The following is a 26,626-nucleotide window of genomic DNA, read 5'->3' as shown; positions in this document are numbered from 1 at the left end:
GCCTCTGATCATTATTTTTATGGATGTTTCGTCCCATAACCGGGGATTTATCAGCAAACTTTGCAAAGTTCGGCTGTGGTTATGAGCATAGCATTGTAGGAAATAAGGAGCGCCAGATATGAACAATAAACATCCTGCCTTCGGCTTTTCCACCCGTGCCATCCACCACGGTTACGACCCCCAGGACCACCATGGCGCGCTGGTGCCGCCGATCTACCTGTCTGCAACCTTTGCCTTTCCCACCGCGGAATACGGCGCGGCCTGTTTTGCCGGGGAAGAAAGCGGCCACTTCTACACCCGCATTTCCAACCCGACCCTGGCCTTGCTGGAGTCGCGCATGGCCACCCTGGAAAACGGCGAAGCCGCGATAGCGTTCAGCTCTGGCATGGGCGCGATTGCCGCGACCTTCTGGACCCTGCTGCGCCCCGGCGACGAGGTGATCGTCAGCCAGACCGTGTACGGTTGCACCTACGCCCTGCTGCACCATGGCATCAGCGAGTTCGGTATCAAGGTGCGCCATGTCGACCTCACCGACCTGGCCGCGCTGCAAGCCGCGCTGTCCCCGGCCACGCGCATGATCTACTGCGAAACCCCCGCCAACCCCACCTTGCAACTGGTGGACATCGCGGCCATCGCCGCGCTGGCCCATCAGCAGCCCAACATCACCGTAGTGGTCGACAACACCTACTGCACGCCTTACCTGCAACGCCCCCTGGACCTCGGTGCCGACGTGGTGGTGCATTCGGCAACCAAGTACCTCAGCGGGCATGGCGATATCACTGCCGGCATCGCGGTGAGCAACCAGGCCCTGGCGCATCGTATTCGTCTGCAAGGGCTCAAGGACCTGACCGGCGCGGTCATGTCACCCCAGGACGCGGCGCTGCTGATGCGCGGCCTCAAGACCCTGGCGCTGCGCATGGATCGCCATTGCAGCAACGCCCAGGCCGTGGCCGAAGCCTTGCAGGCGCACCCGGCCGTGGCATGGGTGACTTACCCTGGGTTGCGCTCTTTCCCGCAGTACGAATTGGCGGCCCGGCAAATGCGCCAGTCCGGCGGAATGATTGCCTTCGAACTCAAGGGCGGTATCGACACCGGCCGGCGCTTCATGAACGCGCTTCAGTTGTTCACCCGCGCCGTCAGCCTGGGTGACGCCGAATCCCTGGCCCAGCACCCGGCGAGCATGACCCACTCCACCTACACCCCGGAAGAACGCGCACAGCACGGCATCAGTGAGGGCCTGGTGCGTTTATCGGTAGGCCTGGAAGACGTCGCCGACCTGCTGGCGGACGTTCGGCAGGCCCTGGCCCAGTGCATGCGTATCGCGCCCCGTCACACCCGGACGGCTGAACCGGCGCTGAAATAACGCCAACGCCTGGGGTTAAGCGATCCCACAACGGTGGCCGGCCCAGTCCGACCGCCGTTGAGGCAATTGCATCGCGTTTTCGCGGATTGGATCCCCATGCCGAGCCGGGCCTGTACTAGCATAGGTTTTCCGGCGGGCGGGATTTTCACTGTGGGTTATTCGCATTGGCCAGCACCTTGCCCCCCCGTCGCGATAAGGCCGAATACCCGCACTTTTCATGGATGAGTTGATGAACGCACACCTGTTCCCCCATATCGGCAAGGTCATCGCCAGCACCGGCAGCCGCCATTTCCCGCGCATGCTGCATGACCTGATCCTCACCCAACTGGCTGTGGACGCCACCCATATCACGCAACTGCAGGTCAGCCCCGAAGGCCATACCCGGCGCAAGATCAGCCCTGTATATACCGACTCGGTGACCGCCGGCAGCGCCGAACCACCCGCCGCCCAACTGCACCTCACGCGGCGCAAGGACGATATGCGCTACGTACTGTCGGTGTACCGCTCGCCCCCGTCAGCGTGTTTTTCCGCTCAGGAACGCAGCCTGCTGCAAGACTTCTCCACCTTGCTGCTGCCCATGGTGGAAAAACACATCAACGCCATCCAGCCTTGCCGCACTGTCAGCGACCCGGTCGTAGCGCAAAACCACGGCCTCGACACCCTGCGCCGACGCATCGAAGAACGCCTGGTGCAATCGGGGCTGAACCTGTCCAAGCGCGAGCTGGAAGTGTGCGTCGGCCTGCTGGCCGGGCGCACCGCGCCGGAACTGGCGGAACAGCTGGCGCTGAAGGTCAACACCATCGAGAGCTACCTCAAGCGCGCGTCGGTCAAGCTGGGTATCAGCGGGCGGCATTCGTTGTTGCGGTGGATGTATGCGACGCAGGAAGGGGCGGCCGTGAGTTGAGGGGGCCGCCTCTCAAGCCTTCACCTTCAAATGCCGCGCATACCAGGGCCGCTTCGGCACGCGCTTGAACAACCCCTTCAACATCTCGTCCTCGGCACCGAAGGTAATGCGCAACGCCAGCTTCATGGTCTCCGGATCCATCTCCATCGAGCGTCCCATCTGAAGCCCCGGCGTGGTGCTGCAGCCATGGGTGTCCGGCCCCAGCCAGGGGTCGCCGACCTCGACCCAACGCCCCGCTGCGAACCATGCCACGCCGTTGACTTCAAGCCGGCTGACCTCACCGGGATGGAAGCGTTCATGGGCGCGAAACCAGTCTTCGACGCGGTCGTCGATCCAGCCGTGGAAGTGCCAGAACACCGGGTTCACATGGGAGGAAAACGGATCGCCAAGGAAGTCGTTTTCCGCCGCATACCAGCGTGCAGCAAAGTCCGCGGGGTCACGGGCGAACGGTACCGGGGCGCCGTTGGAGGGGTCGCGGGGCACGGAGGCCCAGCGCATGTGCAGCCAGTCGTGCAGCCCCAGTTCCATCTCGGAGCCGAGTTGGCCCAGGGTCAGTTTGGCCAGGTAGCGTGGGTCGCGGTACTGGGATTCCCACACCTGGAAGTTGCTGTGGTAGGTCTCGGCGGCCTTGATATCGCTGACCCATTGGGTGTAGTCGCCGTCGTCCGGTGCCAGCCAGGTGGGGGGCAAGGCAAAGCCGTCGTGGTTGTCGAAGTAACGCACGAAGCCCAGGCGATCGCGCTCCAGGGGCGGTTGCGGTTCGGGGAATTGCGCCCATGAGGGCAGGTGTTGCATCGAGCGCGCGGTACCGAGCATGTGGCGGTGCATGAAGAAGAAGTCGATGCCCGAACCGTTGCGGTCCTTGAGTGTGCCGCGGGCGTCGCGTTCCTTGCCGCGCGGGCCGGGTTGCCAGCCGATGCCGCGCAGCGCGTCGCGTTTTTCTTCGGAGAGTTTGTGCCATTGGTCACGGGTGGCGTGCCACAGCTGGTGGAACAGCCGGTGCTCCGGTGAAACCAGCCAGGCCAGCAGGGCCGGGTTGAGGCCGATGCGTTCGCGGGCTTCGGGAAACACCTGTTTGTGCGCGACGAAGCGGTTGTCGCGTTCAACCAGCGCGAGGGGCCGGTCCAGGTCGAGGATGTGCCCGCTGAGGGTGCTGCTGCCGGCATTGGCGAAGTTGGCCCAGACTTCGTCCAGGGTCATCTTGAATTCATAGGCCGGTGTGCCGTCGGCGGTGTCGCGGTCGATCAGGCGCCAATAGAGCACGGCGCCCTCGCCCGTGAGCAAATCACCGAGGACGCGATAGCGCGGTTCAGCGTCGGCACGCAGGTTTGCAGCCGTGTCGAGATAGCCGCGCAGGCCACGGCCGCGTGGGGCGATATCCAGCAGCAATTCCAGCCCCTGCAACGGCAGGCCCTTGAGGCCAGCATCGCGGCCTTCCAGGCGCAGGCTCCACACGCCGCGCAGCGTGTTCGCCAGGTGTTGGCCGGCAGTGTCGGCCAGGTCTACGGTGGCTTCGCCGGGCGTGATGGGAAATTCTTCGCGCGTCAACTCGCGATGGGCATAAAAGGCCGCCGGCACGGCTGCGCCGGTCAGCGCCAGGCCTGCGATGAACCCACGTCGAGAGATGGTCATTGTCTACCTTAGGAAACGCCTTTATCAGAGCTAGAACGTTTGCTCACGGGGGAAATTTAGCTTGTCGCCCGCGACGCCTAAATTTGCGCGCTCATGGCTCGTTCTTCCCAGATAGCAAAGGCCTCAACTGACTGAGACGGCAATGACAAAACCACGTTCGAAAAAGGCGCTGTATATCGGCTTGCCGCTGGCATTGGCCATCGGTGCCGGCGCCGGCTTCCTGGCCTGGGATCACTGGTTCAGGGGCAATGCCGGTTACCCGTTGGCGGTGATCAAGCAGGCCAACGACCTGCAGGATCGCTTGCTGTCGTTCGACAGCCATATCACCGTGCCGCTGGATTTCGGCACGGCCGGCAACGAGGCCGACAAGGATGGCGGCGGCCAGTTCGACCTGGCCAAGGCGGCGCGGGGTCGGTTGTCCGGCGCGGCGCTGACGATTTTCGGCTGGCCGGAAATCTGGAACGGCGCCAATGCGCCGCACAAACCCACCGAAGGGTTTGTCGAAGAGGCCCGCCACGAGCAGGAAGTGCGCTACAAGATCATCTCCGGCATGGTGCGCGACTTTCCCAATCAGGTCGGCATCGCCTACACCCCGGACGACTTCCGGCGCCTGCATGGCGAGGGCAAGTTCGCGATCTTTATCAGCATGCTCAATGCCTACCCGCTGGGTAATGACCTGAACCAGCTGGACTTATGGGCTGCGCGCGGCATGCGCATGTTTGGCTTCAGCTATATCGGCAATAACGCCTGGTCCGATTCGTCGCGGCCGCTGCCGTTTTTCAATGATTCCACCGATGCCCTCGAAGGCCTGTCGGACATCGGCAAGCAAGCGGTACAGCGCCTCAACGACTTGGGGGTGATCATCGATGTGTCGCAGATGTCGACCCAGGCCCTGGAGCAGGTGGCACAACTGAGCCGCACGCCAATGGTCGCCTCGCACTCGGCGCCGCGGGCGTCAGTGGATATCCCGCGCAACCTCAGCGACAAGGAACTGCAACTGATCAAGAACAGCGGCGGCGTGGTGCAGGTGGTGGGCTTCCCCGCCTATTTGCGCCCGCTGAGCCAGCCAACCCAGGACAAGCTCAACGCCCTGCGCGCTCGTTTCGACCTGCCACCATTGCCCAACCTGGCCATGGCCCTAATGCCAGGTGACGCGATCATTGCGGCATGGCCCGAGCAGAAGTTCGGCCAGTACGCCCAGGGCCTGTACGGCATCCTGGAGGAAGAACCCAAGGCCACGCTCAAGGATTGGGGCGACGCCATTGACTACACCGTGCGCAAGATCGGTATCGATCACGTCGGCATCGCCTCGGACTTCAACGACGGCGGCGGCCTGCAGGGCTGGGAGAACGTCGGCGATGTGCGCAACGTCACCGCCGAACTGATCCAGCGCGGCTACTCCGAAGCCGATATCGCCAAGCTGTGGGGAGGCAACTTCCTGCGGGTGTGGGACCAGGTCCAAAAAGCCGCCAAACCCTTGGCCAACCGCTAACCACCGGTGAAGTAAGTTCATGACCGACCGCCGTACGTTTCTCAAACAGGCCGGGGTAATCGCCGCCAGCCTGCCGCTGGGCGCTGCCATCCTGCCCCAGGCATCGGCCGCCAGCGCGCCGGACAGCCCATGGGCGGACCTCAAGCAACTGTTCGACCAGGATCCGAGCTACCTGCACTTCTCCAACTTCCTGGTGGCGTCACACCCCAGGCCGGTGCGTGAGGCCATCGAACGCTACCGCCGACAGATCGACCGCAACCCTGGCCTGGCGATGGACTGGGGACGTGAAGAAGCCTGGAAACGCGAAGGCCAGGTGCGCGAGTGGGCCGGCCGTTACTTGAAGGCCAGCCCGCCCCAGATCGCCCTCACCGGCAGTACGTCCGAAGGGCTGGCGATGATCTATGGCGGGATCAAGGTGCGGCCCGACCAGGAGATCCTCACCACGGTTCACGAGCATTACGCCACGCAGAACTGCCTGGATTTTCGTGTCGCCAAGCAAGGCACCCAGGTGCGCCGCATCCGCCTGTTTGAACAGGCCAGCCAGGTCTCCATCGACGAGGTGCTGGGCAATATCCAGCACTCGATCCGCCCCAACACCCGCGTACTCGGCATGACCTGGGTGCAGTCCGGCAGCGGCGTGAAGCTGCCCATCGGCGAAATCGGCCAACTGGTCGCAGAACATAATCGCAACCGTGACGATCAGGACCGCATCCTGTATGTGGTCGACGGCGTGCACGGTTTCGGCGTGGAAAACCTCGACTTCCCGGATATGCACTGCGACTTCTTTATCGCCGGCACCCACAAATGGATGTTCGGCCCCCGTGGCACCGGGCTGGTCTGCGCCCGCGACCCGGTGAATAAATACGTCACGCCGATGGTGCCCACGTTCTCCGAAGACAAGGACTTCGCCACGATCATGACGCCCGGCGGCTATCACGCCTTCGAGCATCGCTGGGCGGCGGACGAGGCCTTCAAGCTGCATTTGCAACTGGGCAAGGCGCAGGTACAGACGCACATCCATGCCCTCAACACCGAACTGAAAACCCAGCTGCTGGCCCTCCCTCAGGTCGAACTGGTCACGCCTCGCAGCCCCGGCTTGTCGGCCGGTTTCACCTTTTTTCGGGTCAAGGGCCAGGACAGCGACGCCGTAGCGGATTACATGATGAACAACCGCGTGGTGATCGATGCGGTGGACCGCGATGTCGGACCGGTGATCCGCACCGCCCCCGGCTTGCTCAATAACCTCGATGAGATCCAACGCTTCATAAGCCTGCTGAGCCAGCAAGTGTGACGGTGATTTTTCCCTTTGAACGAGAGGCTCCCATGACTCCATTGCGACTCACCCCTTTGACCGCCTTGACGCTGACGGCCCTGTGCACGGCATGGCTGCCCAACCTGGCCCAGGCAGCCACGCCGCAACCCGGAAAAGTGTTCAAGGACTGCAAGGACTGCCCGGAAATGGTGGTATTGCCGGCCGGCACCTTCACCATGGGCACCCCGGCAGATGAAGTCGGCCGCGAGCCGGACGAAGGCCCACTGCATGACGTGACCTTCGCCAAGCCCTTCGCCATGAGCCGCTTCCAGATCACCGCCGGCGAGTGGGACAGCTACGTGCGCCAGACCGGGGTGAAGATCGCCGACGGCGACACCCGCCCCGGCCGCGAATGCATCGCCAGCAAGCCACGCTATCCTCAGGGCCCGCGCCAACCGGCAGTGTGCATGGACATGGACGACATCAAACGCTACGTGGCCTGGCTGTCGAAAAAGACCGGGCAGCAGTACCACATGGTCAGCGAGTCCCAACGTGAATATGCCGCGCGCGCAGGCTCGACCGGGCCATTCCCCTTCCCGTTCGACGAGGGCAAGGGCTACAGCATCGCCCAGCACGCCAACACCTACGGCCCGGCGGATGGGTACAGCTATTCGTCGCCGGTGGGCAGCTACCCGCCGAATGCGTTTGGCATGTATGACATGCACGGGAACGTCTATGAGCGGGTGGCCGACTGTTACCACGCGGATTACATCGGCGCGCCCACCGATGGCAGTGCCTGGGTCGAGCCCACGTGCGAGCTGTACCAGATTCGTGGCAATGACTGGGGTGAGGCGCCGGTGTTCTCGCGCTCGGGCAATCGCAACAACATCTACCCGCAGACCCGCGGGGATTGGATCGGCTTCCGCGTCGTGCGCGATCTCTAAGCCCAGCCCCTACCCTGTAGGAGCGAGCGTGCTCGCGAAGAACTCATTGGCACCGCGCTGATCCTGAATACACGCGTTATCGTTGACGTCTTTCGCGAGCAAGCTCGCTCCTACAGGGGATCGCGGCGCTTCAGCCTTTGAGCGCCAGCAACTCCAAACCTTCATGCAACGCCGGGAACAGGCTGTTGTTGAAGTTGTTCCAACGCAGTTCAAGGATGGTGTCGTCCGGCGAGATCTCGGTCTTGAGTACGTCGTGGAACACTTCGCCGGAATCGATGCCATTGTCCACGTAGTGGAACGAGGCGCCGGTCAGGTACAGCGGCTCGCACGGTGTGGTCGCCCTGGTCGCCCAATCCACCACCGCTTGCCCCCGCGCTCCGTACAGCGCATTCCAGGTGGCATAGGCACCACGGCGCTCGTACGGCGACTCGATACGGGTAATGCCCGGGTGGATATTCATGATCCGACGCGCGAACGGCGCACCTGGGCGCACCAGTTCATCGAGAATCACCAGCAAACCATCCAGCACCACGATGTCGGCCTTCAATTCGACCAGCGTGTCATACAGGCGACGTTCGAAATCCTGCTTGCCGGCGATATGCTCCGCACTGCCCCGTGGCAGGCGGCGATAGGTGGACGGCACGCTCAGCAGCAGGTCGTTGACCAGGCGCCCCTGCACCCGCAAGTCCGCGGGGTACAGCCATGGGCGCCCAGGCGTGCAGGCAAAGCCATAGTCGGCGACCAGTTGCTGGTCCCGTGGGTTCTGCTCGTCATCGTCATACACCACGCCCACCAGGTGGTAGGCCTCGCCCAGCGGCGTGTCGTTCAGCGACCCCACCAGAAACTCCAGTACCGACTTCATGTAGCGCTCATGGTCCTTGTAGGCCACCGGCTGCCCGGCCTTGTCGGCGGCAGCATTTCTCAGGGACCAGACATACACCAGGTTCTTCTTCGTCATTGTTTCGCTCTCGCTGAAGGGACCACGCCCCGCGTCGTTACGCGTGCGCCTACAGAACAAGAACGAGCCAGCCGCCCGGCAATTTATCCGTCACTGCCGCCGCCGGGCATACCGAGCTAAATACTCGCGCCGACGCTTCGTTTGTCATGGGTAAGGGTCTGTGTGCCCAGCCCCCTCTTTTTCACTCTCCGGGATGTACTTATGACCGACCCCAAGCGCGGCGCCTTCAGCGGTTTGCTCGCATTGCTCAGGCCCTTTCGCACCCTCGTGACGGTCTCCGTTGCCCTGGGCATGGCGGGTGGCCTGGCCATCACCTTGCTGCTGGCGACTATCAATAATGCCCTGCACGCCTCCACCGGCATGACCCAGGGCGTGATCCTGGCCTTTGCCGCGCTGTGCCTGCTGGCCCTGACCAGTTCGATCGTGTCGGACATCGGCACCAACTATGTCGGTCAACGCATCATTGCCGCGCTGCGCAAGGACCTTGGCGAAAAAGTCCTGTCGGCGCCTATCGAGCAGATTGAACAGTATCGCTCCCACCGCCTGATCCCGGTGCTGACCCACGACGTCGACACCATCAGCGACTTTTCCTTCGCCTTTACACCCCTGGCGATCGCCACCACCGTCACCCTCGGTTGCCTGGGCTACCTGGCGTACCTGTCGGTGCCGATGTTCCTGATGATGATCGTGGCCATCGTCATCGGCAGCAGCGTGCAGTTCATTGCCGGCCACAAGGGCATTCGTGGCTTTGACGAAGCCCGCGACCTGGAAGACGAGTTGCAGCGCTACTACTCGGCGATCGCGTCGGGCGCCAAGGAGCTGCGTATCCACCGCCCCCGACGCTTTCGCATGAACACCCACCGCATCCAGGAAACCGCCGACCGCATCAGCGATATCCAGGTGCGCTCGGTGAATATCTACATCGTGGCCAAGACCTTTGGCTCGATGCTGTTCTTCGTGGTGATCGGCCTGGCCCTGGCGATGCAGGCCTACAACCCCAACCCCGACCCCGCGGTGATCACCGGTTTCGTGCTGGTGCTGCTCTACATGAAAGGCCCGCTGGAGCACGTAGTGGGTTACCTGCCGATTATCGGTAAGGCGCGGATTGCCTTTGCGCGTATCACCGAACTGTCCGAACGCTTCTCGTCGCCGGAACCGCACCTGCTGATGGATGGCAGCGAGGCGCCGACACCGGTGGTGCACAGCCTGGAGTTGCGCGGCGTCAGCTACAGCCCGCCGGCGGTGGAAGGCAGCCAGCCATTCCACCTGGGGCCGATCAACCTGAGCATCAAGCAGGGCGATATCGTGTTTATCGTCGGTGAAAACGGTTGCGGCAAGACCACGTTGATCAAGCTGTTGCTGGGCCTGTATCAGCCCCACGCCGGGGAAATCCGCCTCAATGGCGAGACCGTCACCGACCCGCTGCGCGATGACTATCGCCAATTGTTCACGACGGTGTTCGCCGACTATTACCTGTTCGATGACCTCGTCCAGGGCAGCGCCACCCAGTCGCTGGACAGCGCCACCCGGTACCTGGAGCGCCTGGAAATCGCGCACAAGGTCAGCGTCAAGGACGGCGTATTCAGCACCACCGACCTGTCCACCGGCCAGCGCAAGCGCCTGGCGCTGGTCAACGCCTGGCTCGAAGAACGCCCCGTGCTGGTGTTCGACGAATGGGCCGCCGACCAGGACCCGGCCTTCCGACGCATCTTCTACACCGAGCTGCTGCCGGACCTCAAACGCCTGGGCAAAACCATCATTGTGATCAGCCACGACGACCGTTACTTCGATATCGCCGACCAGTTGGTGCGCCTGCGCGCGGGCCAGGTGGTGCATGAAATGGCACCGGCGTGAAATTTTTTTCCGGTTTCTCCAGTTAGGAACGTCTCACTAGTGGTAATGAGAACCAGACTCAATAAATACTTATAAACTGCCCACCTCACACACAGAAGAGAAAGCATTCATGTCAGTACGACTCGGTCTGAGCCCCCTGAGCAAAGCGCTATCCATGCGACGGGCCCTGAACTTCAACCTTACGCCTTGCGCGCTCGCGATTGCGGTATCGCTGCCCATCGCCGGGTATGTACAGGCCCAGGAGCTCGAGATCGATATTCCTGCACAGCCGTTGGGGACGGCGTTGCAGGAATTTGGCCGCCAGACCAATCTGCAAGTGCTGTACAGCCCGACCGATGTGCAAGGCAAGAACAGCACTGCGGTCAAGGGCAAGCAAGCACCCGACAAGGCGATCGCCTCGCTGCTCAACGGCACGGGTGTCCACTACAGCCTGCAAGGCAACGCCGTGACCATCAGTGCAGCCGCGACTTCGGGGCTGGAACTGGGGGCTACGCAAGTCACCGCTAACCAGTTGGGCACCGTGACGGAAGGCACCGGCTCGTATACCCCTGGCACTATTGCCACGGCGACACGCATGGTGCTGACGCCTCGCGAAACGCCGCAGTCGATCTCGGTGGTGACGCGCCAGGTGATGGATGATTTCGGGCTTAACGCCATCGATGACGTCATGCGCCATACCCCGGGCATCACCGTGTCGACCTACGACACCGAGCGCACCAACTACTATTCCCGTGGCTTCTCTATCGTCAACTTCCAGTACGACGGCATCCCGACCCTGCGTGACGCCCAATACTCAGCGGGCCAGACCCTGACCGACATGGCGATCTACGACCGTGTCGAGGTCCTCAAGGGCGCCACCGGCCTGCTCACCGGCGCTGGCGGCCCAGGGGGCACCATCAACCTGATCCGCAAAAAACCGACTTCCGAGTTCAAGAGCAGCATCGAACTGGGCGCCGGGTCCTGGGACAACTATCGCTCCCAGGTCGACGTCAGCGGCCCCCTGACCGAAACCGGCAATGTGCGTGGCCGTGCCGTCGCGGCGTATCAGGACAAACAATCGTTCCTTGACCACTACTCGCGCAAGACCGGTGTGCTCTACGGCATCCTCGAATTCGACCTGGACGAAAACACCCTGTTGACCCTCGGCGCCGACTACCAGGACAGCGATCCGAAAGGGTCCAGCTGGACCGGCACACGGACCATCTTTGATGCAACGGGAAACAAGCTGAACCTGCCGCGTTCGTTCAACAACGGCCCGAAATGGGGTTCATGGGAGCAATACAGTCGTACCGCTTTCGCGACCCTGGAACACACCTTTGACAATGGCTGGGTCACCAAAGGCCAGTACAACCACCAGATCAACGGCTATAACGCGCCTCTGGGCTACATCTCCCAGGACTCCGCCACCGCCAGCTCCATCTACGCACGCAAATACGTGGGCGACACCACCAGTGACAGCCTCGATGTGTACGCCTCGGGGCCATTCGAGCTGTTCGGCCGCGAACACGAACTGGTGATCGGCCAGTCCCTGTCCATTTCCAAATGGAAAGCCAAGGACTACACCGCGACCACTTACTTCAACAACTCCTATGACTTCTACAATTGGAATGGCCAAGCCATCGAGCCGCTGTGGACCGCCACCAAGATCAATGACGAAACCACCCGCCAGACCGGTACCTACGTCACGGGTCGCTTCAGCCTGACGGACGAGCTGCACCTGTTGCTCGGCTCGCGTATCGCCAACTACCAGGTCACCGGTACCAGCGACACCCAGGAAAGCGGCAAGGTGGTGCCGTATGCGGGCCTGACGTATGACCTGAACGACAATTTCACCGCGTATGCCAGCTACACCGAAATCTTCCAGCCGCAGACCCAGTACCGCACCCGCACACGCGCCATGCTTGCCCCCAACGAGGGCAAGAACTATGAGCTTGGCGTCAAGGGTGAATTCTTTGGCGGCCGCTTGAATTCCAGCCTCGCCTACTTCGAAGTGCACGAAGAAAACCGCCCGCTGGCCGACACGGCGTGGAACTCCCAGCCGGGCGTCGACTATTCGTACATCGGCACCAAGACCAAGACCAAGGGCTACGAAGCGGAAATCTCCGGCGAATTGGCCCAGGGCTGGCAACTGCAAGCGGGCTACACCCACAAGATCGCCCGCGATGACGATGGCAAGAAGGTCGCGACCTGGGAGCCGGAAGACCAAGTCAGTTTCTATACCACCTATAAACTCCAGGGCAACCTGGACAGGCTCACCGTCGGTGGCGGCGCGCGCTGGCAGAGCGCTGGCTGGCAGACCGTCAACAACTGGGGCTACCCCGGTGGTGGCCGCTCCGAGAAATTCACCCAAGACCCGTACTGGCTGGTTGATTTGATGACCCGTTACCAAGTGACCGATAACCTTTCGGCCACCCTCAACGTCAACAACCTGTTCGACAAGCACTACTACACCAACATCGGTTTCTATGACTCGGCTTACCCTGGCGACCCACGCAACGTGATGCTCACCACGCGCTGGGACTTCTAACCCCGCAACCCGCAAAGCCCCTGGTCACTCCGTGGCCAGGGGCTTTTTTGTGCCCGCTGCGCAAGCCTGGATGAACACGCGGTATCAGACAGCAAAACGCCCCTGGCCATCGCTGGCCAGGGGCGCCCTTTACAGCAACCGCTTACTCCATCGCTGCCACAAAGCTGCTGATGAACTCAGCGTTATCCACGATCCGGTGGTGAGTCGTATCGATCACCACCGAACGCCGGATACCCGCCTGGCCAATCACCTCGCGCATACCGGTCTCGATCAACGCCTGGTGGATACCGCCCTCGCTCAGGGCCGCCCACCAGCAATTGACCGGCGCCCGGATGGCGCGGTAATCGGTGTCTTGCAGGCGCTCATCCAGCACCTGCTTGAGCGCCCAGGAGCGCTCGGTTTCGCCGCCCGACTGCAACTCATCCTTGAGCACGCGGAAGCTATCGCCCAGGGTCCGCTCAGCCCAATCGGACACCTGCTGCCATTGCTCATCCTGGCTGCCGCACGTCGCCTGCCACACCGCGTGGATCTGCTCGGCGTACGCCGGGAACATCACCGCCAGCAACTCCACGCGCCGCTCGGCCGCAGACGTCACCCGCTGATCCAACTGCGCCCCCTGCTGCCAGAACGCAGTAAAGCGGGCCGGGGGCGGCGCATCGATCCAGCCCACTGATTCCACCACGCGGCCCGCCTGTTCCAGGCGGTAAGCCACCTCCATGGCCAGGTTGCCGCCCAGGGACCAGCCGGCCAGGCGGTAAGCGCCGTGGGGCTGTGCGCTCAACAATTGCTGGGTGTAGTCCTCGACCATCTGCGCCCAGGTCGGCACTTCAACGCTTTCGTCCACCAGTGCCCGGCACATCACGCCCAACACCGGACGCTGCTCACGCAACGCCAGGGCAATGGCCTTGTAGCAATGCACCGAGCCAAAACTTGGGTGGAACAGGTACAGCGGCGTGCCCTGGGCCTGGCTATTGAGCCGGACGATCAACGAGCGCTCGCCCTCGCCCTCGAGGCAACGCGCCTGAGCCGCGACCGTCGGGTGCAGCATCAACTGGTTGACGCCCAGCGCGACACCGCACACCTGATGAATGCGGTCCTTGAGCATCAGCACCAACAGCGAATGACCGCCCAGCTCGAAGAAGTTGTCATGCAACCCGACACGTTCGACCTGCAGCACCTGCGCCCATGCCGCGGCAATCTGTTGTTCGGCCTCAGTCTGCGGCGCAACGTACTCGCGGCCAGCGGCCTCGGGCTTGGGCAGCGCCTTGCGGTCCAGTTTGCCGTTGGGGCTCAGCGGCATGTGCTCCAGCACTACCCATTGCGCCGGGACCATATAGTCCGGCAGGTGGCTGGCCAGGTGGGTGCTCAAGCGCTCGCGCCAATCGTCACCGTTCGGTTGCAGCACCACATAAGCCACCAGTTGCTTGCCATCAACCACCTGCACGCTCGCTTCACGCACAGCCGGGTGTTCCAGCAGGCGCGCTTCGATTTCACCCAGCTCGATGCGCAAGCCGCGCAGCTTGACCTGATGGTCGAGGCGGCCCAGGTATTCGATGACGCCGTCGGCACGCTGGCGTACCCGGTCGCCGCTGCGGTACAGCCGCGCCCCAGGGTGGAACGGGCAAGGCACGAAGCGCTCGGCGGTCAAGCCCGGACGCCGATGATAACTACGCGCCAAGCCTGCGCCGCCCAGGTACAGCTCACCGGCAACTCCGACCGGCACGGGTGACAGGTCGGCATCCAGCACATGGGTGCGCAGGTTGGCAATCGGTTCGCCGATCGGCACCGTGTCGTGCCCCTCGTCGACGCAGGTCCAGTGGGTCACGTCGATGGCGGCTTCGGTTGGGCCATACAGGTTGTAGAGGCCGGCTTGCGGCAGTTTGGCAAAGACTTGCTGCTGGGCGTCGACCGGTAGCGCCTCGCCGCTGCACACAATGCGCTGCAGGCTTTGGCAACGGGTCACCGCCGCATCCTGGAGGAACGCCTGCAACATCGAGGGCACGAAGTGCACTGTAGTGACCTGCTCGGCGGTGATCACACTGATCAACCGGGCCGGGTCGCGATGATCCCCCGGCGCTGCAACCACCAGGCGCGCACCGCTCATCAGCGGCCAGAAGAACTCCCACACCGACACGTCAAAGCTGAACGGGGTCTTTTGCAGCACCGTGTCGCTGGCACCGAGGCCATAGGCTTCCTGCATCCATTGCAGGCGGTTGGTCAGGGCCGAATGCCGGTTGCCCGCGCCTTTGGGCTGGCCGGTGGAGCCGGAGGTGTAGATCACATAGGCCAGGTTTTCGCCGTCCAGGACGATACCTGGGTTGCTATCGCTGTAGCCTTCGAACCACGACTCACCCAGCACCAGATGATCCAGGCCCTGGGGTATGGGGAGCTGTTGCAGCAGGTGCGCTTGAGTCAGCAGCAACTTCACGCCGCTGTCTTCAAGCATGTACGCCAGGCGCTCACGTGGATACTCGGGGTCCAGCGGCACATAGGCGCCACCGGCCTTGAGCACCGCCAGCAGGCCAACCACCATTTCGATGGAACGCTCCAGCGCCAGGCCCACCAGCACGTCCGGCCCGACGCCAGCCGCGAGCAAACGATGGGCCAGGCGGTTGGCGCGGCGGTTCAGTTGCGCGTAGCTCAGACGCTGCTGGCCAAACACCAGGGCCGGCGCATCCGGCGTGCGCGCGACCTGTTCTTCAATCAACTGATGCACGCAACGCTGCAACGGGTAATCGCGAGCGGTAGCGTTCCAGTCGTGGATCACTGCTTGCTGTTCCTGGTCATCCAGCAACGGTAACTGGCCGATACGCTGCCGGGTGTCCTGGGTCATGCCGTCGAGCAGGTTCAGCCAATGGCCGGCCATGCGTGCCAGGGTGGCCGGCTCGAACAGGTCCGTGGCGTAGGTGAACGAGGCGGCAAGCCCCTCGGCCGACTCATGGGTATTGAGGCTCAAGTCGAACTGGGCCGTGTGGCTGTCCCACGCCAGGCCGCTGACCTGCAGGCCGGGCAACGGCTCAGCCTGGTCGTGGCCACTGGCTTGGGTTTGATGATTGAACAGCACCTGGAACAACGGGTTGAAGCTCAGGTTGCGTTCCGGCTGCAACGCCTCCACCAACTGCTCGAACGGCAGGTCCTGGTGGGCCTGGGCCTCCAGCGCGCGCTGTTTGACCTGGGCCAGTAACTGGGCAACCGTCTGCTGCCCGTCGATATCGGCCTTGAGGACCTGGGTATTGACGAAAAAGCCAATCAGGCGCTCGGTTTCCACGCGGTTGCGGTTGGCGATGGGCACGCCGACGCGAATGTCCCGCTGGCCGCTGTAGCGGTGCAACAACGCCTGGAATGAGGCGAGCAGGAGCATGAACAATGTCACGTCCTCACGCTGGGCCAGCGCGCGCAACGCGGTGACCCGTGCCGCCGGTACGTGGATGTCCAGGCTCGCGCCGCGATGGCTTTGCTGGCTCGGGCGGGCGTGATCCAGCGGCAATTCCAACACCGGTTGTTCACCCCCCAGCAGGTCTCGCCAGTAAGCCAGCTGGCGCGCCTTCTCGCCGGCCTCCATCCACTGGCGCTGCCACACTGCATAGTCGGCGTACTGGATCGGCAGGGCCGGCAATTGCGGCTTCTCGCCCTGGCTGAAGGCGGCGTACAACTGCACCAGCTCGTCGACCATCACCTGCATCGATCCCCCATCGGAGATGATGTGATGCTGTACCAGCACCAGCACGTGGTCGTCAGCAGCCACCCGCAGCAGCCACACCCGCATCAGCGGGCCCTGGGTCAGGTCGAAAGGCTGCGCAATGTAAGCCTCCACCTGGCTGCGCAGGGCCGACGCATCCACATCGACCTGGGCGATCTCAACGCTGGCCGGCGCGCCAATCACCTGCACCACACGCCCGTCGTCCGGTTTCAGGTGGGTGCGCAGGCTTTCGTGACGCGCAACCAGGGCGTCAAAACTGCGCTGTAGCGCCACGGGATCCAGGCGGCCTTTGAGGCGCAACGCGCTCGGCACATGGTAGGCCGCGCTGTGCGGGTCCAACTGCCAGAGGAACCACTGGCGTTCCTGGGCATAGGACAACGGCAAGGGCTGCCCTCGCTCCACCGCGACCAGGGGTGGCGCCAATGGCATGCCGCTTTCGGTCGACAGCGCTGCGACAAACCCCTGCAGCCGTGGGTGTTCGAACAGGCTTCTGAGCGCAACCTCTCGGCCCAACACATTGCGCAGGCGGGAGATGACTTGCATCGCCAGCAACGAGTGGCCGCCTCGCTCAAAGAAGTGGTCGGCCAACCCGACCCGCTCGACACCGAGGATGTCAGCCCAGAGGGCCGCGACCTGTTGCTCAAGCTCCGTCACCGGCGCGACCCAGGCGTGTTGCGACTGGCTGGCGTCGGGTTTCGGCAGCGCCTGGCGATCCAGCTTGCCGTTCGGATTGAGCGGCATGCGGTCGAGGAAGATCAGGTGCGCCGGCACCATGTAGTCCGGCAGTTGTTCACGCAAGGTGGCCTTGAGCGCTTCGGCATCCTGTTGCTCGGCGACCAGGTAGGCGATCAGTTGATGGTCGGCCGCCAACACCAGCGCTTCACGCACGCCGGGCTGGGCCAGCAGCAACGTTTCGATTTCCCCCAGCTCAATGCGGAAACCACGGATTTTCACCTGATGGTCGACACGCCCGACGTACTCGATCACCCCGTCGGCACGGTAGCGCGCCAGGTCGCCGGAGCGGTACAGGCGCGCGCCGGTTGCGCCGAACGGGTCCGGCACAAAGCGTTCGGCGGTCAACAGCGCACGGTTCAGATAGGCGCGGGCCAAACCGCAGTGGCTGCCGATATACAGCTCGCCCACCGCGCCCAGTGGCGCCAGGTTCAAGTCGCGATCGAGCACGTACAGGGCACGGCCTGGCAAGGAGCGACCAATCGGGCTGGCGGTGGCACCGATGGTCTCGCTGGACGTGCAATCCAGCACGCTCGAGACCACCGTGGCCTCGGTCGGGCCGTAGGTATTCAACAATCGAACATGGCCCAGGCCGGCCTTCAACCACTGCGCCGGGCCGTCCAGCGGCATGGCTTCGCCGCCGATATGGATCTGGCGCAGCGCGCCATACGTGCGCGGCCCCGCTGCCAGGCAGTCGAGCAAAAACAGATTCCAGTAGGCGGTGGGCAAGTCGGCCAGGGTGATGCCTTGAGCGATGATTTCCTCGTACAGCCGCGCGCTGTCCCACAGCTCCGGGCCGCGCAACACCACGGTGGCGCCATGGGTCAGCGCCGGGTAGAGCTGCTCGACGAATCCGTCGAAGTTCAGGGTGGCAAATTGCAGGACGCGATCGTCCTGGGTCAACCGCGAATAGCCCGCCGCGATGCTGGAAAACTCGGTCAGCGCCCCATGGTTGATCGCCACGCCCTTGGGTTTGCCGGTGGAGCCGGAGGTGTAGATCACGTAGGCGAGGTTTTGCGGGTCGACGGCTACCCGCGGATCCGTCTCGGGGTACTGAGTCAAATCCGCGTGCGTCAGGTCCAGCGTCGCCAAGCCTTCGGGCAGCGGCAGGTCGAGAGTCGCCTGGGTCAGCACCAGGCGCACGCCGCTGTCTTCAAGCATATGCAGCAGGCGTTCACGCGGGTATTGCGGGTCGAGCGGCACATAGGCGCCGCCGGCCTTGAGCACCGCCAGCAGGCTCACCACCATCTCGAACGAGCGCGCCACCGCCACGCCAACCAGCCCTTCCGGGCCGACACCTCGAGCGATGAGCGCATGGGCCAGGCGGTTGGCTCGGCGGTTCAATTCGGCATAGCTCAGCGACTGTCCGCCCAGGCACAGTGCCGTGTGCTCCGGACGCCGTTGCGCCTGGTGCTCGAACAGGTGCTGCACCCCCTGTTGAATCGAGCACGCCGGCGCCGGGGTATTCCAATCCCGCAGCAGGCGCGCGTGTTCCTGGCGATCGAGCAGCCTCAACTCGCCGATGGGTTGCCGGGCATCTCGCGCCACAGCGTCCAACAGGTTCTGCCAATGCCGCGCCAGGCGTGCCACGGTGGCGGCCTCGAACAGGTCGGTGGCGTAGGTCAGCGAGGCCCATATGCCTTCGGCGGACTCCTGGGTATCCAGGCTCAGATCGAAATGCGTGGTGTGGCTGTCCCACTCCAGCCCTTCCACCCGCAGGCCAGGCAACTGCTCGCCACGCGGCACACGCGCCTCGGCCTGGTGGTTGAACATCACCTGGAACAGTGGGTTGTGGCTCAGGCTGCGCTCCGGTTGCAGCGCTTCCACCAATTGCTCGAACGGCAAGTCCTGGTGCGCCTGGGCTTGCAGGGCGCGATGCTTGACCTGCTGCAACAGCTGGGCAAAGGACATCTGCCCGTCGATATCGGCCTTGAGCACCTGGGTGTTGACGAAGAAGCCGATCAGGCGTTCGGTCTCCACCCGGTTGCGGTTGGCGATCGGCACCCCGACACGGATGTCCGACTGCCCGCTGTAGCGATGCAACACGACCTGGAACGACGCCAGCAACAGCATGAACAGCGTGACCCCTTCGCGTTGCGCCAGGCCCTTGAGGCGGGCAACCACATCGGCATCCAGGCCGACTTCCAGCTGGGCGCCACGGTAGCTCTGCACCGCGGGGCGCGGATGATCCAGCGGCAACTCCAGTACCGGTTGCTCGCCGCCCAGCAGGCCCTGCCAGTACTCCATCTGGCGCTGCTTCTCGCCGGCGTCCATCCACTCGCGCTGCCACCCGGCGTAATCGGCGTATTGCAGCACCAGCGCGGGTAATTGCGCCGGCCGCCCCTGGCTGAACCCGGCGTACAGTTGCACCAGCTCATCGACCATGACTTGCATCGACCAGCCATCGGAAACGATATGGTGCTGGACCAATATCAGCACATGTTCCTGTTCACTCAGTTGCAACAGTGTCACGCGTAGCAGCGGGCCCTGGTACAAATCGAAAGGCCGGGCGATTTCCGCTTCCACCCGCGCCTGTACCTGCTGCGGCGATGCACCGAGCAGCCGCGCCTCATCCAGCCTCACTGTGGCGACGGGCAGGATGTGCTGCCGCGTGGACTCACCGTCGGTGACAAACACGGTGCGCAAGGTTTCATGGCGTGCGAGCAAGGCGTCAAAGCTGCGCTGCAAGGCCGCGCGATCCAGTTGCCCGCTCAGGCGCAATGCGTTGGGCACGTGGTAGGCCGCACTCTCAGGCTCCAGTTGCCAGAGGAACCACTGCCGCTCCTGAGCATAGGACAACGCCAGGGGTTGCTCACGGCTGAGCGCGAGCATCGGCGGGGCCAGTACCGTGGCGTGCTGCGCCTGCAACGCCAGCACAAACCCTTCCAGTTGCGGCTGTTCGAACAACGTGCGCAGGGCAACTTCGCGCGCCAGCAATTGGCGCAGGCGCGAGATCACCTGCATGGCCAGCAAGGAATGCCCGCCCAGTTCAAAAAAGTGATCGCTCAGGCCGATCCGTTCGGCGCCGAGTACCTCGGCCCAGATCGCAGCCACCTGCTGCTGCAAAAGGCTGACCGGCTCGACGAACACCCCCTGGGCCTGGGCAACGTCGGGCAGCGGCAGGCCGCGGCGGTCGAGCTTGCCGTTGGGAGTCAGCGGCATCTGCGCGAGGAACATGAAGTGCGCGGGCACCATGTAGTCGGGCAGACGGGCTTTCAAGGCACGCCGCAGTGCTTCACGGAATTCAACCGCGTTGACCAGGGCAGGATCGGCAGGCACCACATAGGCCACCAGTTGCTTGCCGGTCGGGCCGTCCTGGGCCACGACCACGGTTTCGCCGACGCTGTCCTGCTCTCGCAGGCGCGCTTCGATTTCACCCAGTTCGATGCGGAAGCCGCGGATCTTCACTTGATGGTCGACGCGGCCAAGGTAATCCACCACGCCGTCCGGGCGGCCACGGGTCAGGTCGCCGCTGCGGTACACGCGGCTGCCGGGTTTGCCGAAGGGGTCTGGCACGAAGCGTTCGGCGGTCAGTGCCGGACGTTCCAAGTACCCCCGGGCCACACCCTCCCCGCCCAGGTACAACTCGCCGGCCACGCCGATGGGCTGCAGGTTGAGTTGCGCGTCCAGCACATAGCCGCTGCGGTTGCCGAGCAGTGTGCCGATGGGCGCATAGACCGCACCGCACGGGTCCCCCTTGCGGGCCTTCCACAACAACGGCGTGACCACGGTTTCGGTTGGGCCGTAGCCATTGAACAGGTAGGTCGGTTTCAGCGCACGCCAGGCCAGGTCGTAGCTGGCTTGCGCCACCGCATCCCCGCCGAAGCAGTACACCCGCACGGCCGGTGGGTTGCCGTCGCGCTCGGCATGCTCGGCCAGCTGTTGCAGGTACACCGGCGGGAATACGGCCATCGTCACTTGGTGGCGATGCATCTGCGCGTAGGTGTATTCGGGCAACCACAGGCTGTCATCGCGGATCAGCACGCTTGCACCGTTGATCAGCGGGTGCATCCAGCCTTCGTGGGAACCGTCGAAGGCGAACGACATGAAGTGCAGTTCGCAATCGGCCGGCGAGGTTTCATAGCGCTCGCCGGTGGCAATGATGTGCGCCACCAGCGGGCCGTGGGACACCGCCACGCCCTTGGGCAGGCCGGTGGAGCCGGAGGTGTAGATCACGTAGGCGAGGTTGTCGCCGTGCAGCTTCACGTCTGGAGCCGTGTCGCTGTAATCGGCCCATTCCTCGGTGCGATCGATCGCCAGGGTATCCAAGCCGTCAGGGATCGGCAGTTGCTGCAACGCCCGCGAGTGAGTCAGCAGCAACCGGGCGCGGCTGTCTTGCATCATGTACAGCAGGCGATCACGCGGGTATTCGATATCCAGCGGCACATACACCCCGCCCGACTTGAGCACCGCGAGGAACGCCACCATGATCTCGGCGCTGCGTGGCATGGCAATCGCTACGCGCACTTCCGGGCCCACACCACGGGCGATCAGCGCACGGGCCAGGCGGTTGGCCTGGCGGTCCAGCTCGCCGTAAGTCAGGGTCTGCGCGTCGAACTTCACCGCCACGGCCTCCGGTGTTTCAGCGGCGCGGTCAGCGACCAATTCGTGCACCAGGCGCGTGGCCGGGAAGCCGGAATCGGTGCGGTTCCACAGTTGCAAGATGTGCTGCTGCTCGTCGCGATCCAGCAGGTTCAATTGGCCAAGGGTTTGCGACTGATCATCGACCATCGCCTGCAACAGGTTCTGCCAGTGGCGCGCCATGCGCTCGATGGTCGAGGCGTCGAACAGATCGGTGGCATAACCCAGCGACGCCCACAGCCCGTCGCGGTTTTCCTGCACGTCCAGGTCGAGGTCGAAGTGGGCCGTGCGGCGCTCCCACGTCAAGCCTTCGATGCGCAAGTGCGCGAGTGCCGACGGCGTATCGCCCGGGCGCCCTTCGGCCTGGTGGTTGAACATCACTTGGAACAGCGGGTTGAGGCTCAGGCTGCGCTCCGGCTGCAAGGCTTCCACCAACTGCTCGAACGGCAGGTCCTGGTGGGCCTGGGCCTCCAGCGCGCGCTGTTTGACCTGGGCCAGCAACTGGGCAACGGTCGTCTGCCCATCGATCTCGGCCTTGAGCACCTGAGTATTGACGAAGAAGCCAATCAGGCGCTCGGTTTCCACGCGGTTGCGGTTGGCAATGGGCACGCCGACGCGGATGTCCTGCTGGCCGCTGTAGCGGTGCAACAACGTCTGGAACGAGGCCAGCAGCAACATGAACAACGTCACACCGTGAACCTGGGCCAATGCCTTGAGATCGGTGGCCAGGGCCGCTGGCAGCGCTACGTCCAGGCGAGCGCCGCGATGGCTCTGCTGCGCCGGGCGCTGATGATCGAACGGCAGCTCCAGCACCGGTTGTTCACCCCCCAGCAGGTCGTGCCAATACGCCAATTGACGCGCCTTCTCGCCGGCCTCCATCCAATCGCGTTGCCACAGCGCATAGTCGGCGTACTGGATCGGCATGCCCGGCAATTGCGGCATCTCGCCCTGGCTGAAGGCGGCATACAGCTGCACCAGCTCGTCGACCATCACCTGCATCGACCAGCCATCGGAGACGATATGGTGCTGCACCAACACCAAGACATGCTCGTCCTCGGCCAGGCGCAGCAGAGTCACACGCAACAGCGGCCCGGCTTGCAGATCGAACGGCCGGGCAATCTCGGCGGCGACCTGCGCGTGCAGATCGGTCTCGCTCACCTCACCCAGGGCAATCGACACCGGGGCCTGGGCTTGAATGACTTGGCGCGCGCCCTCTGGCAGCACCTGAATACAGGTGCGCAAGCTCTCATGGCGAGCGACCAGGGCATCGAAACTACGTTGCAGCGCCGAACGGTCCAACGCACCCTTGAGGCGCAGGGCGCTGGGGATGTGGTAAGCCGCGCTGTGCGGGTCCAGTTGCCAGAGGAACCACTGGCGCTCCTGGGCATAGGACAACGGCAGTGGTTGCTCGCGGCTGGCCGGCAACAACGCGGGAACCGGCTCGCCAACGCTTGCTTCCAGGGCGTGCAAGGCGGCGGCAAAGCGTTCGAGACGCGGTTGTTCGAAAAGCAGTTTCAACGGCACTTCACGCCCCAGGGCATGACGCAGACGCGACACCACCTGCATCGCCAGCAACGAGTGGCCACCCCGCTCAAAGAAGTGATCCGCCAGCCCGACCCGCTCGACACCCAGGATGTCGGCCCAGAGGGCCGCGACCTGTTGCTCAAGCTCCGTCACCGGCGCGACCCAGGCGTGTTGCGGCTGGCTGGCGTCGGGTTTCGGCAGTGCCTGGCGATCCAGTTTGCCGTTCGGATTGAGCGGCATGCGGTCGAGGAAGATCAGGTGCGCCGGCACCATGTAGTCCGGCAGTTGCTCACGCAAGGTAGCCTTGAGCGCTTCGGCATCCTGTTGCTCGGCGACCAGGTAGGCGATCAGTTGATGGTCGGCCGCCAACACCAGCGCTTCACGCACGCCGGGCTGGGCCAGCAGCAACGTCTCGATTTCCCCCAGCTCAATGCGGAAACCACGGATTTTTACCTGATGGTCGACACGCCCGACGTACTCGATCACCCCGTCGGCACGGTAGCGCGCCAGGTCGCCGGTGCGGTACAGGCGCTCGCCGGTTGCGCCGAACGGGTCCGGCACAAAGCGTTCGGCGGTCAACAGCGCACGGTTCAGATAGGCGCGGGCCAAACCGCAGTGGCTGCCGATATACAGCTCGCCCACCGCGCCCAGTGGCGCCAGGTTCAAGTCGCGATCCAGCACGTACAGGGCACGGCCTGGCAAGGAGCGACCAATCGGGCTGGCGGTAGCGCCAATGGTCTCGCTGGACGTGCAATCCAGCACGCTCGAGACCACCGTGGCCTCGGTCGGGCCGTAGGTATTCAACAATCGAACATGGCCCAGGCCGGCCTTCAACCACTGTGCCGGGCCGTCCAGCGGCATGGCTTCGCCGCCGATATGGATCTGGCGCAGCGCGCCATATGTGCGCGGCCCCGCCGCCAGGCAGTCGAGCAAAAACAGGTTCCAGTAGGCGGTGGGCAAATCGGCCAGGGTGACGCCTTGAGCGATGATTTCCTCGTACAACCGCGCGCTGTCCCACAGCTCCGGGCCGCGCAACACCACGGTGGCGCCATGGGTCAGCGCCGGGTAGAGCTGCTCGACGAACCCGTCGAAGTTCAGGGTGGCGAATTGCAGGACGCGATCGTCCTGGGTCAACCGCGAATAGCCCGCCGCGATACTGGAGAACTCGGTCAGCGCCCCATGGTTGATCGCCACGCCCTTGGGTTTGCCGGTGGAACCGGAGGTGTAAATCACATAGGCGAGGTTTTGCGGGTCGACGGCTACCTGCGGATCCGTCTCGGGGTACTGAGTCAAATCCGTATGCGTCAGGTCCAGCGTCGCCAAGCCTTCGGGCAGCGGCAGGTCGAGAGTCGCCTGGGTCAGCACCAGGCGCACGCCGCTGTCTTCAAGCATATGCAGCAGGCGTTCACGCGGGTATTGCGGGTCGAGCGGCACATAGGCGCCGCCGGCCTTGAGCACCGCCAGCAGGCTCACCACCATCTCGAAGGAGCGCGCCACCGCCACGCCGACCAGCCCTTCGGGGCCGACACCTCGAGCGATCAGCGCATGGGCCAGGCGGTTGGCTCGGCAGTTCAATTCGGCATAGCTCAGCGACTGTCCGCTCAGGCACAGTGCCGTGTGCTCCGGGCGTTGCAGCGCTTGCGCCGCGAACAGCCCATGCACACCCGCACTGTGTTGCAACACTGGCGCTGCGTGATTCCAGTCCTGTAACAGCCCGCGTTGCTGGGCCTCGGTCAACATCGTCAGTTGCGCGATGCGCGCGCCCGCCCGCCCGACGACGGCACGCAGCAAGCCCTGCCAATGCTCGGCCATGCGCTGCACGGTGGCGGCGTCGAACAGGTCAGTGGCGTAGGTCAGCGAGGCCCAAATACCGTCGGGCGATTCCTGGGTGTCCAGGCTCAAGTCGAACTGGGCGCTCTGGCTGTCCCACTCCAGCGCCTCCACCGCCAGGCCGGGCAACTGCTGCTCGCCGCGTACCCTGCGGCCTTCAGTCTGGTGGTTGAACATCACCTGGAACAGCGGGTTGTGGCTCAGGCTGCGCTCCGGTTGCAGGGCTTCCACCAACTGCTCGAACGGCAGGTCCTGATGACTCTGGGCTTGCAGCGCGCGCTGCTTGACCTGGGTGAGCAACTGGCTGAAGGTCATCTGCCCGTCGATATCGGCCTTGAGCACCTGGGTGTTGACGAAGAAGCCGATCAGGCGTTCGGTCTCCGCGCGGTTGCGGTTGGCGATCGGCACGCCGACACGGATATCCGACTGCCCGCTGTAGCGATACAACAGGGTCTGGAACGACGCCAGCAACAGCATGAACAGCGTCACGCCCTCACGCTGGGCCAACGCTTTGAGGCCGGTGACCAGCGTCGCCTCCAGGCCCATGTCCAGTCGCGCGCCGCGATAGCTTTGTACGGCCGGGCGCGGGTGGTCCAGCGGCAACTCCAATACCGGCTGCTCGCCCCCCAGTTGCTCGCGCCAGTACTCCAATTGGCGCTCTTTCTCACCGGCTTCCATCCAACTGCGCTGCCACAAGGCGTAGTCCGGGTATTGAATCGCCAAGGCCGGCAAGCGCGCCTCCTGGCCCTGGCTGTAAGCCACATAACACTGCACCAGCTCATCGACCATCACTTGCATCGACCAGCCGTCTGACACGATGTGGTGCAGCACCAGCACCAGCACATGCTCATCCGGCGCCAGTTGCAGCAGCTTGACCCGTAGCAGCGGGCCTTGCTGCAGGTCGAACGGCTTGGCGACTTCTGCTTGCACCAGCGCTTCAAGCTGCTCGGGGTCACCGTTTTCATGGGCGATTTCAACGCGCACCACGGGGTCGATCACCTGCAGCACCTACTCGGCATCTTGATGCAGGTGGGTGCGCAGGCTTTCATGGCGGGCCAGCAGGCTATCGAAGCTGCGTTGCAGGGCGACACGGTCGAGCCGGCCCTTGAGCCGCAAGGCGCGCGGCAAGTTGTAGGCCGGGCTTTGCGGCTCCAGTTGCCACAAAAACCACTGCCGCTCCTGGGCATAAGAGAGTCGAAGGGGCTCACCGTCCTGACGCTTGAAAACCGGGGCAATCTCAAACAGGTTGATGCCTTGTTGCTTGAGCATGACCGCCAACGCTTTCTTTTGTTGCGCAGAAAGTGACCCTACCGACTCGATTAATGCTTGCACG

General features: G+C 63.8%; 9 protein-coding genes and 1 pseudogene. 7 read left to right on the top strand and 3 right to left on the bottom strand.

Annotated elements, in window-relative coordinates; all coding sequences use genetic code 11:
- Positions 1–118: 118 nt before the first annotated feature.
- Entirely contained in the window at positions 119–1,363 is a 1,245-nt protein-coding gene (locus P2T68_RS15125; protein ID WP_024076044.1) for a methionine gamma-lyase, read from the top strand.
- A 229-nt stretch (positions 1,364–1,592) separates the two neighbouring features.
- Positions 1,593–2,267, top strand: coding sequence for a helix-turn-helix transcriptional regulator (locus P2T68_RS15120; RefSeq protein ID WP_024076045.1), 675 nt, complete (start codon positions 1,593–1,595; stop codon positions 2,265–2,267).
- A gap of 12 nt (positions 2,268–2,279) precedes the next feature.
- Here the strand turns inward: P2T68_RS15120 and P2T68_RS15115 are convergent, their stop codons facing one another.
- Positions 2,280–3,899 carry a hypothetical protein gene (locus P2T68_RS15115; protein ID WP_024076046.1) on the bottom strand — a complete coding sequence of 540 codons (1,620 nt, stop codon included), beginning with the start codon at positions 3,897–3,899 and terminating at the stop codon, positions 2,280–2,282.
- Positions 3,900–4,041: 142 nt separating this feature from the next.
- Between P2T68_RS15115 and pvdM the strand changes: the two genes are divergently transcribed.
- The 3 genes from pvdM to P2T68_RS15100 are packed head-to-tail and all read left to right on the top strand — an operon-like array spanning position 4,042 to position 7,587.
- Complete coding sequence (pvdM, locus tag P2T68_RS15110; RefSeq protein ID WP_069075797.1) at positions 4,042–5,391, top strand: pyoverdine-tailoring dipeptidase-like protein PvdM; 1,350 nt, start codon at positions 4,042–4,044, stop codon at positions 5,389–5,391.
- Positions 5,392–5,410: 19 nt separating this feature from the next.
- Positions 5,411–6,682 (top strand): aminotransferase class V-fold PLP-dependent enzyme, encoded by a 1,272-nt coding sequence (locus P2T68_RS15105; protein ID WP_277379525.1) that lies wholly within the window; start codon positions 5,411–5,413, stop codon positions 6,680–6,682.
- A gap of 32 nt (positions 6,683–6,714) precedes the next feature.
- Positions 6,715–7,587, top strand: a complete 873-nt coding sequence (locus P2T68_RS15100; protein WP_024076049.1) for a formylglycine-generating enzyme family protein — start codon at positions 6,715–6,717, stop codon at positions 7,585–7,587.
- Between the two features lie 130 nt (positions 7,588–7,717).
- On the opposite strand, the gene P2T68_RS15095 is transcribed toward P2T68_RS15100, so the two are convergent.
- A complete protein-coding gene (locus P2T68_RS15095) occupies positions 7,718–8,545 on the bottom strand; it encodes a N(5)-hydroxyornithine transformylase PvdF (RefSeq protein ID WP_069075800.1) in 828 nt (275 codons plus the stop codon).
- 201 nt (positions 8,546–8,746) lie between these two features.
- Here P2T68_RS15095 and P2T68_RS15090 point away from each other — a divergent pair, with 201 nt between their 5' ends.
- Positions 8,747–10,399, top strand: a complete 1,653-nt coding sequence (locus tag P2T68_RS15090) for a cyclic peptide export ABC transporter (protein WP_024076051.1) — start codon at positions 8,747–8,749, stop codon at positions 10,397–10,399.
- A 109-nt stretch (positions 10,400–10,508) separates the two neighbouring features.
- Positions 10,509–12,926: a TonB-dependent siderophore receptor gene (locus P2T68_RS15085; protein ID WP_024076052.1), complete on the top strand. Its 2,418-nt coding sequence runs from the start codon at positions 10,509–10,511 to the stop codon at positions 12,924–12,926.
- Positions 12,927–13,068: 142 nt separating this feature from the next.
- On the opposite strand, the pseudogene P2T68_RS15080 reads toward P2T68_RS15085, so the two are convergent.
- Positions 13,069–26,613: pseudogene (locus P2T68_RS15080) on the bottom strand (non-ribosomal peptide synthase/polyketide synthase).
- Positions 26,614–26,626: the final 13 nt, after the last annotated feature.

The organism is Pseudomonas sp. G11 (assembly GCF_029457515.1).
Classification (GTDB): domain Bacteria; phylum Pseudomonadota; class Gammaproteobacteria; order Pseudomonadales; family Pseudomonadaceae; genus Aquipseudomonas; species Aquipseudomonas gorinensis.
The sequence above is the reverse complement of the archived record's forward strand: the minus strand, read 5'-3'. Positions and strand labels throughout refer to the sequence as shown.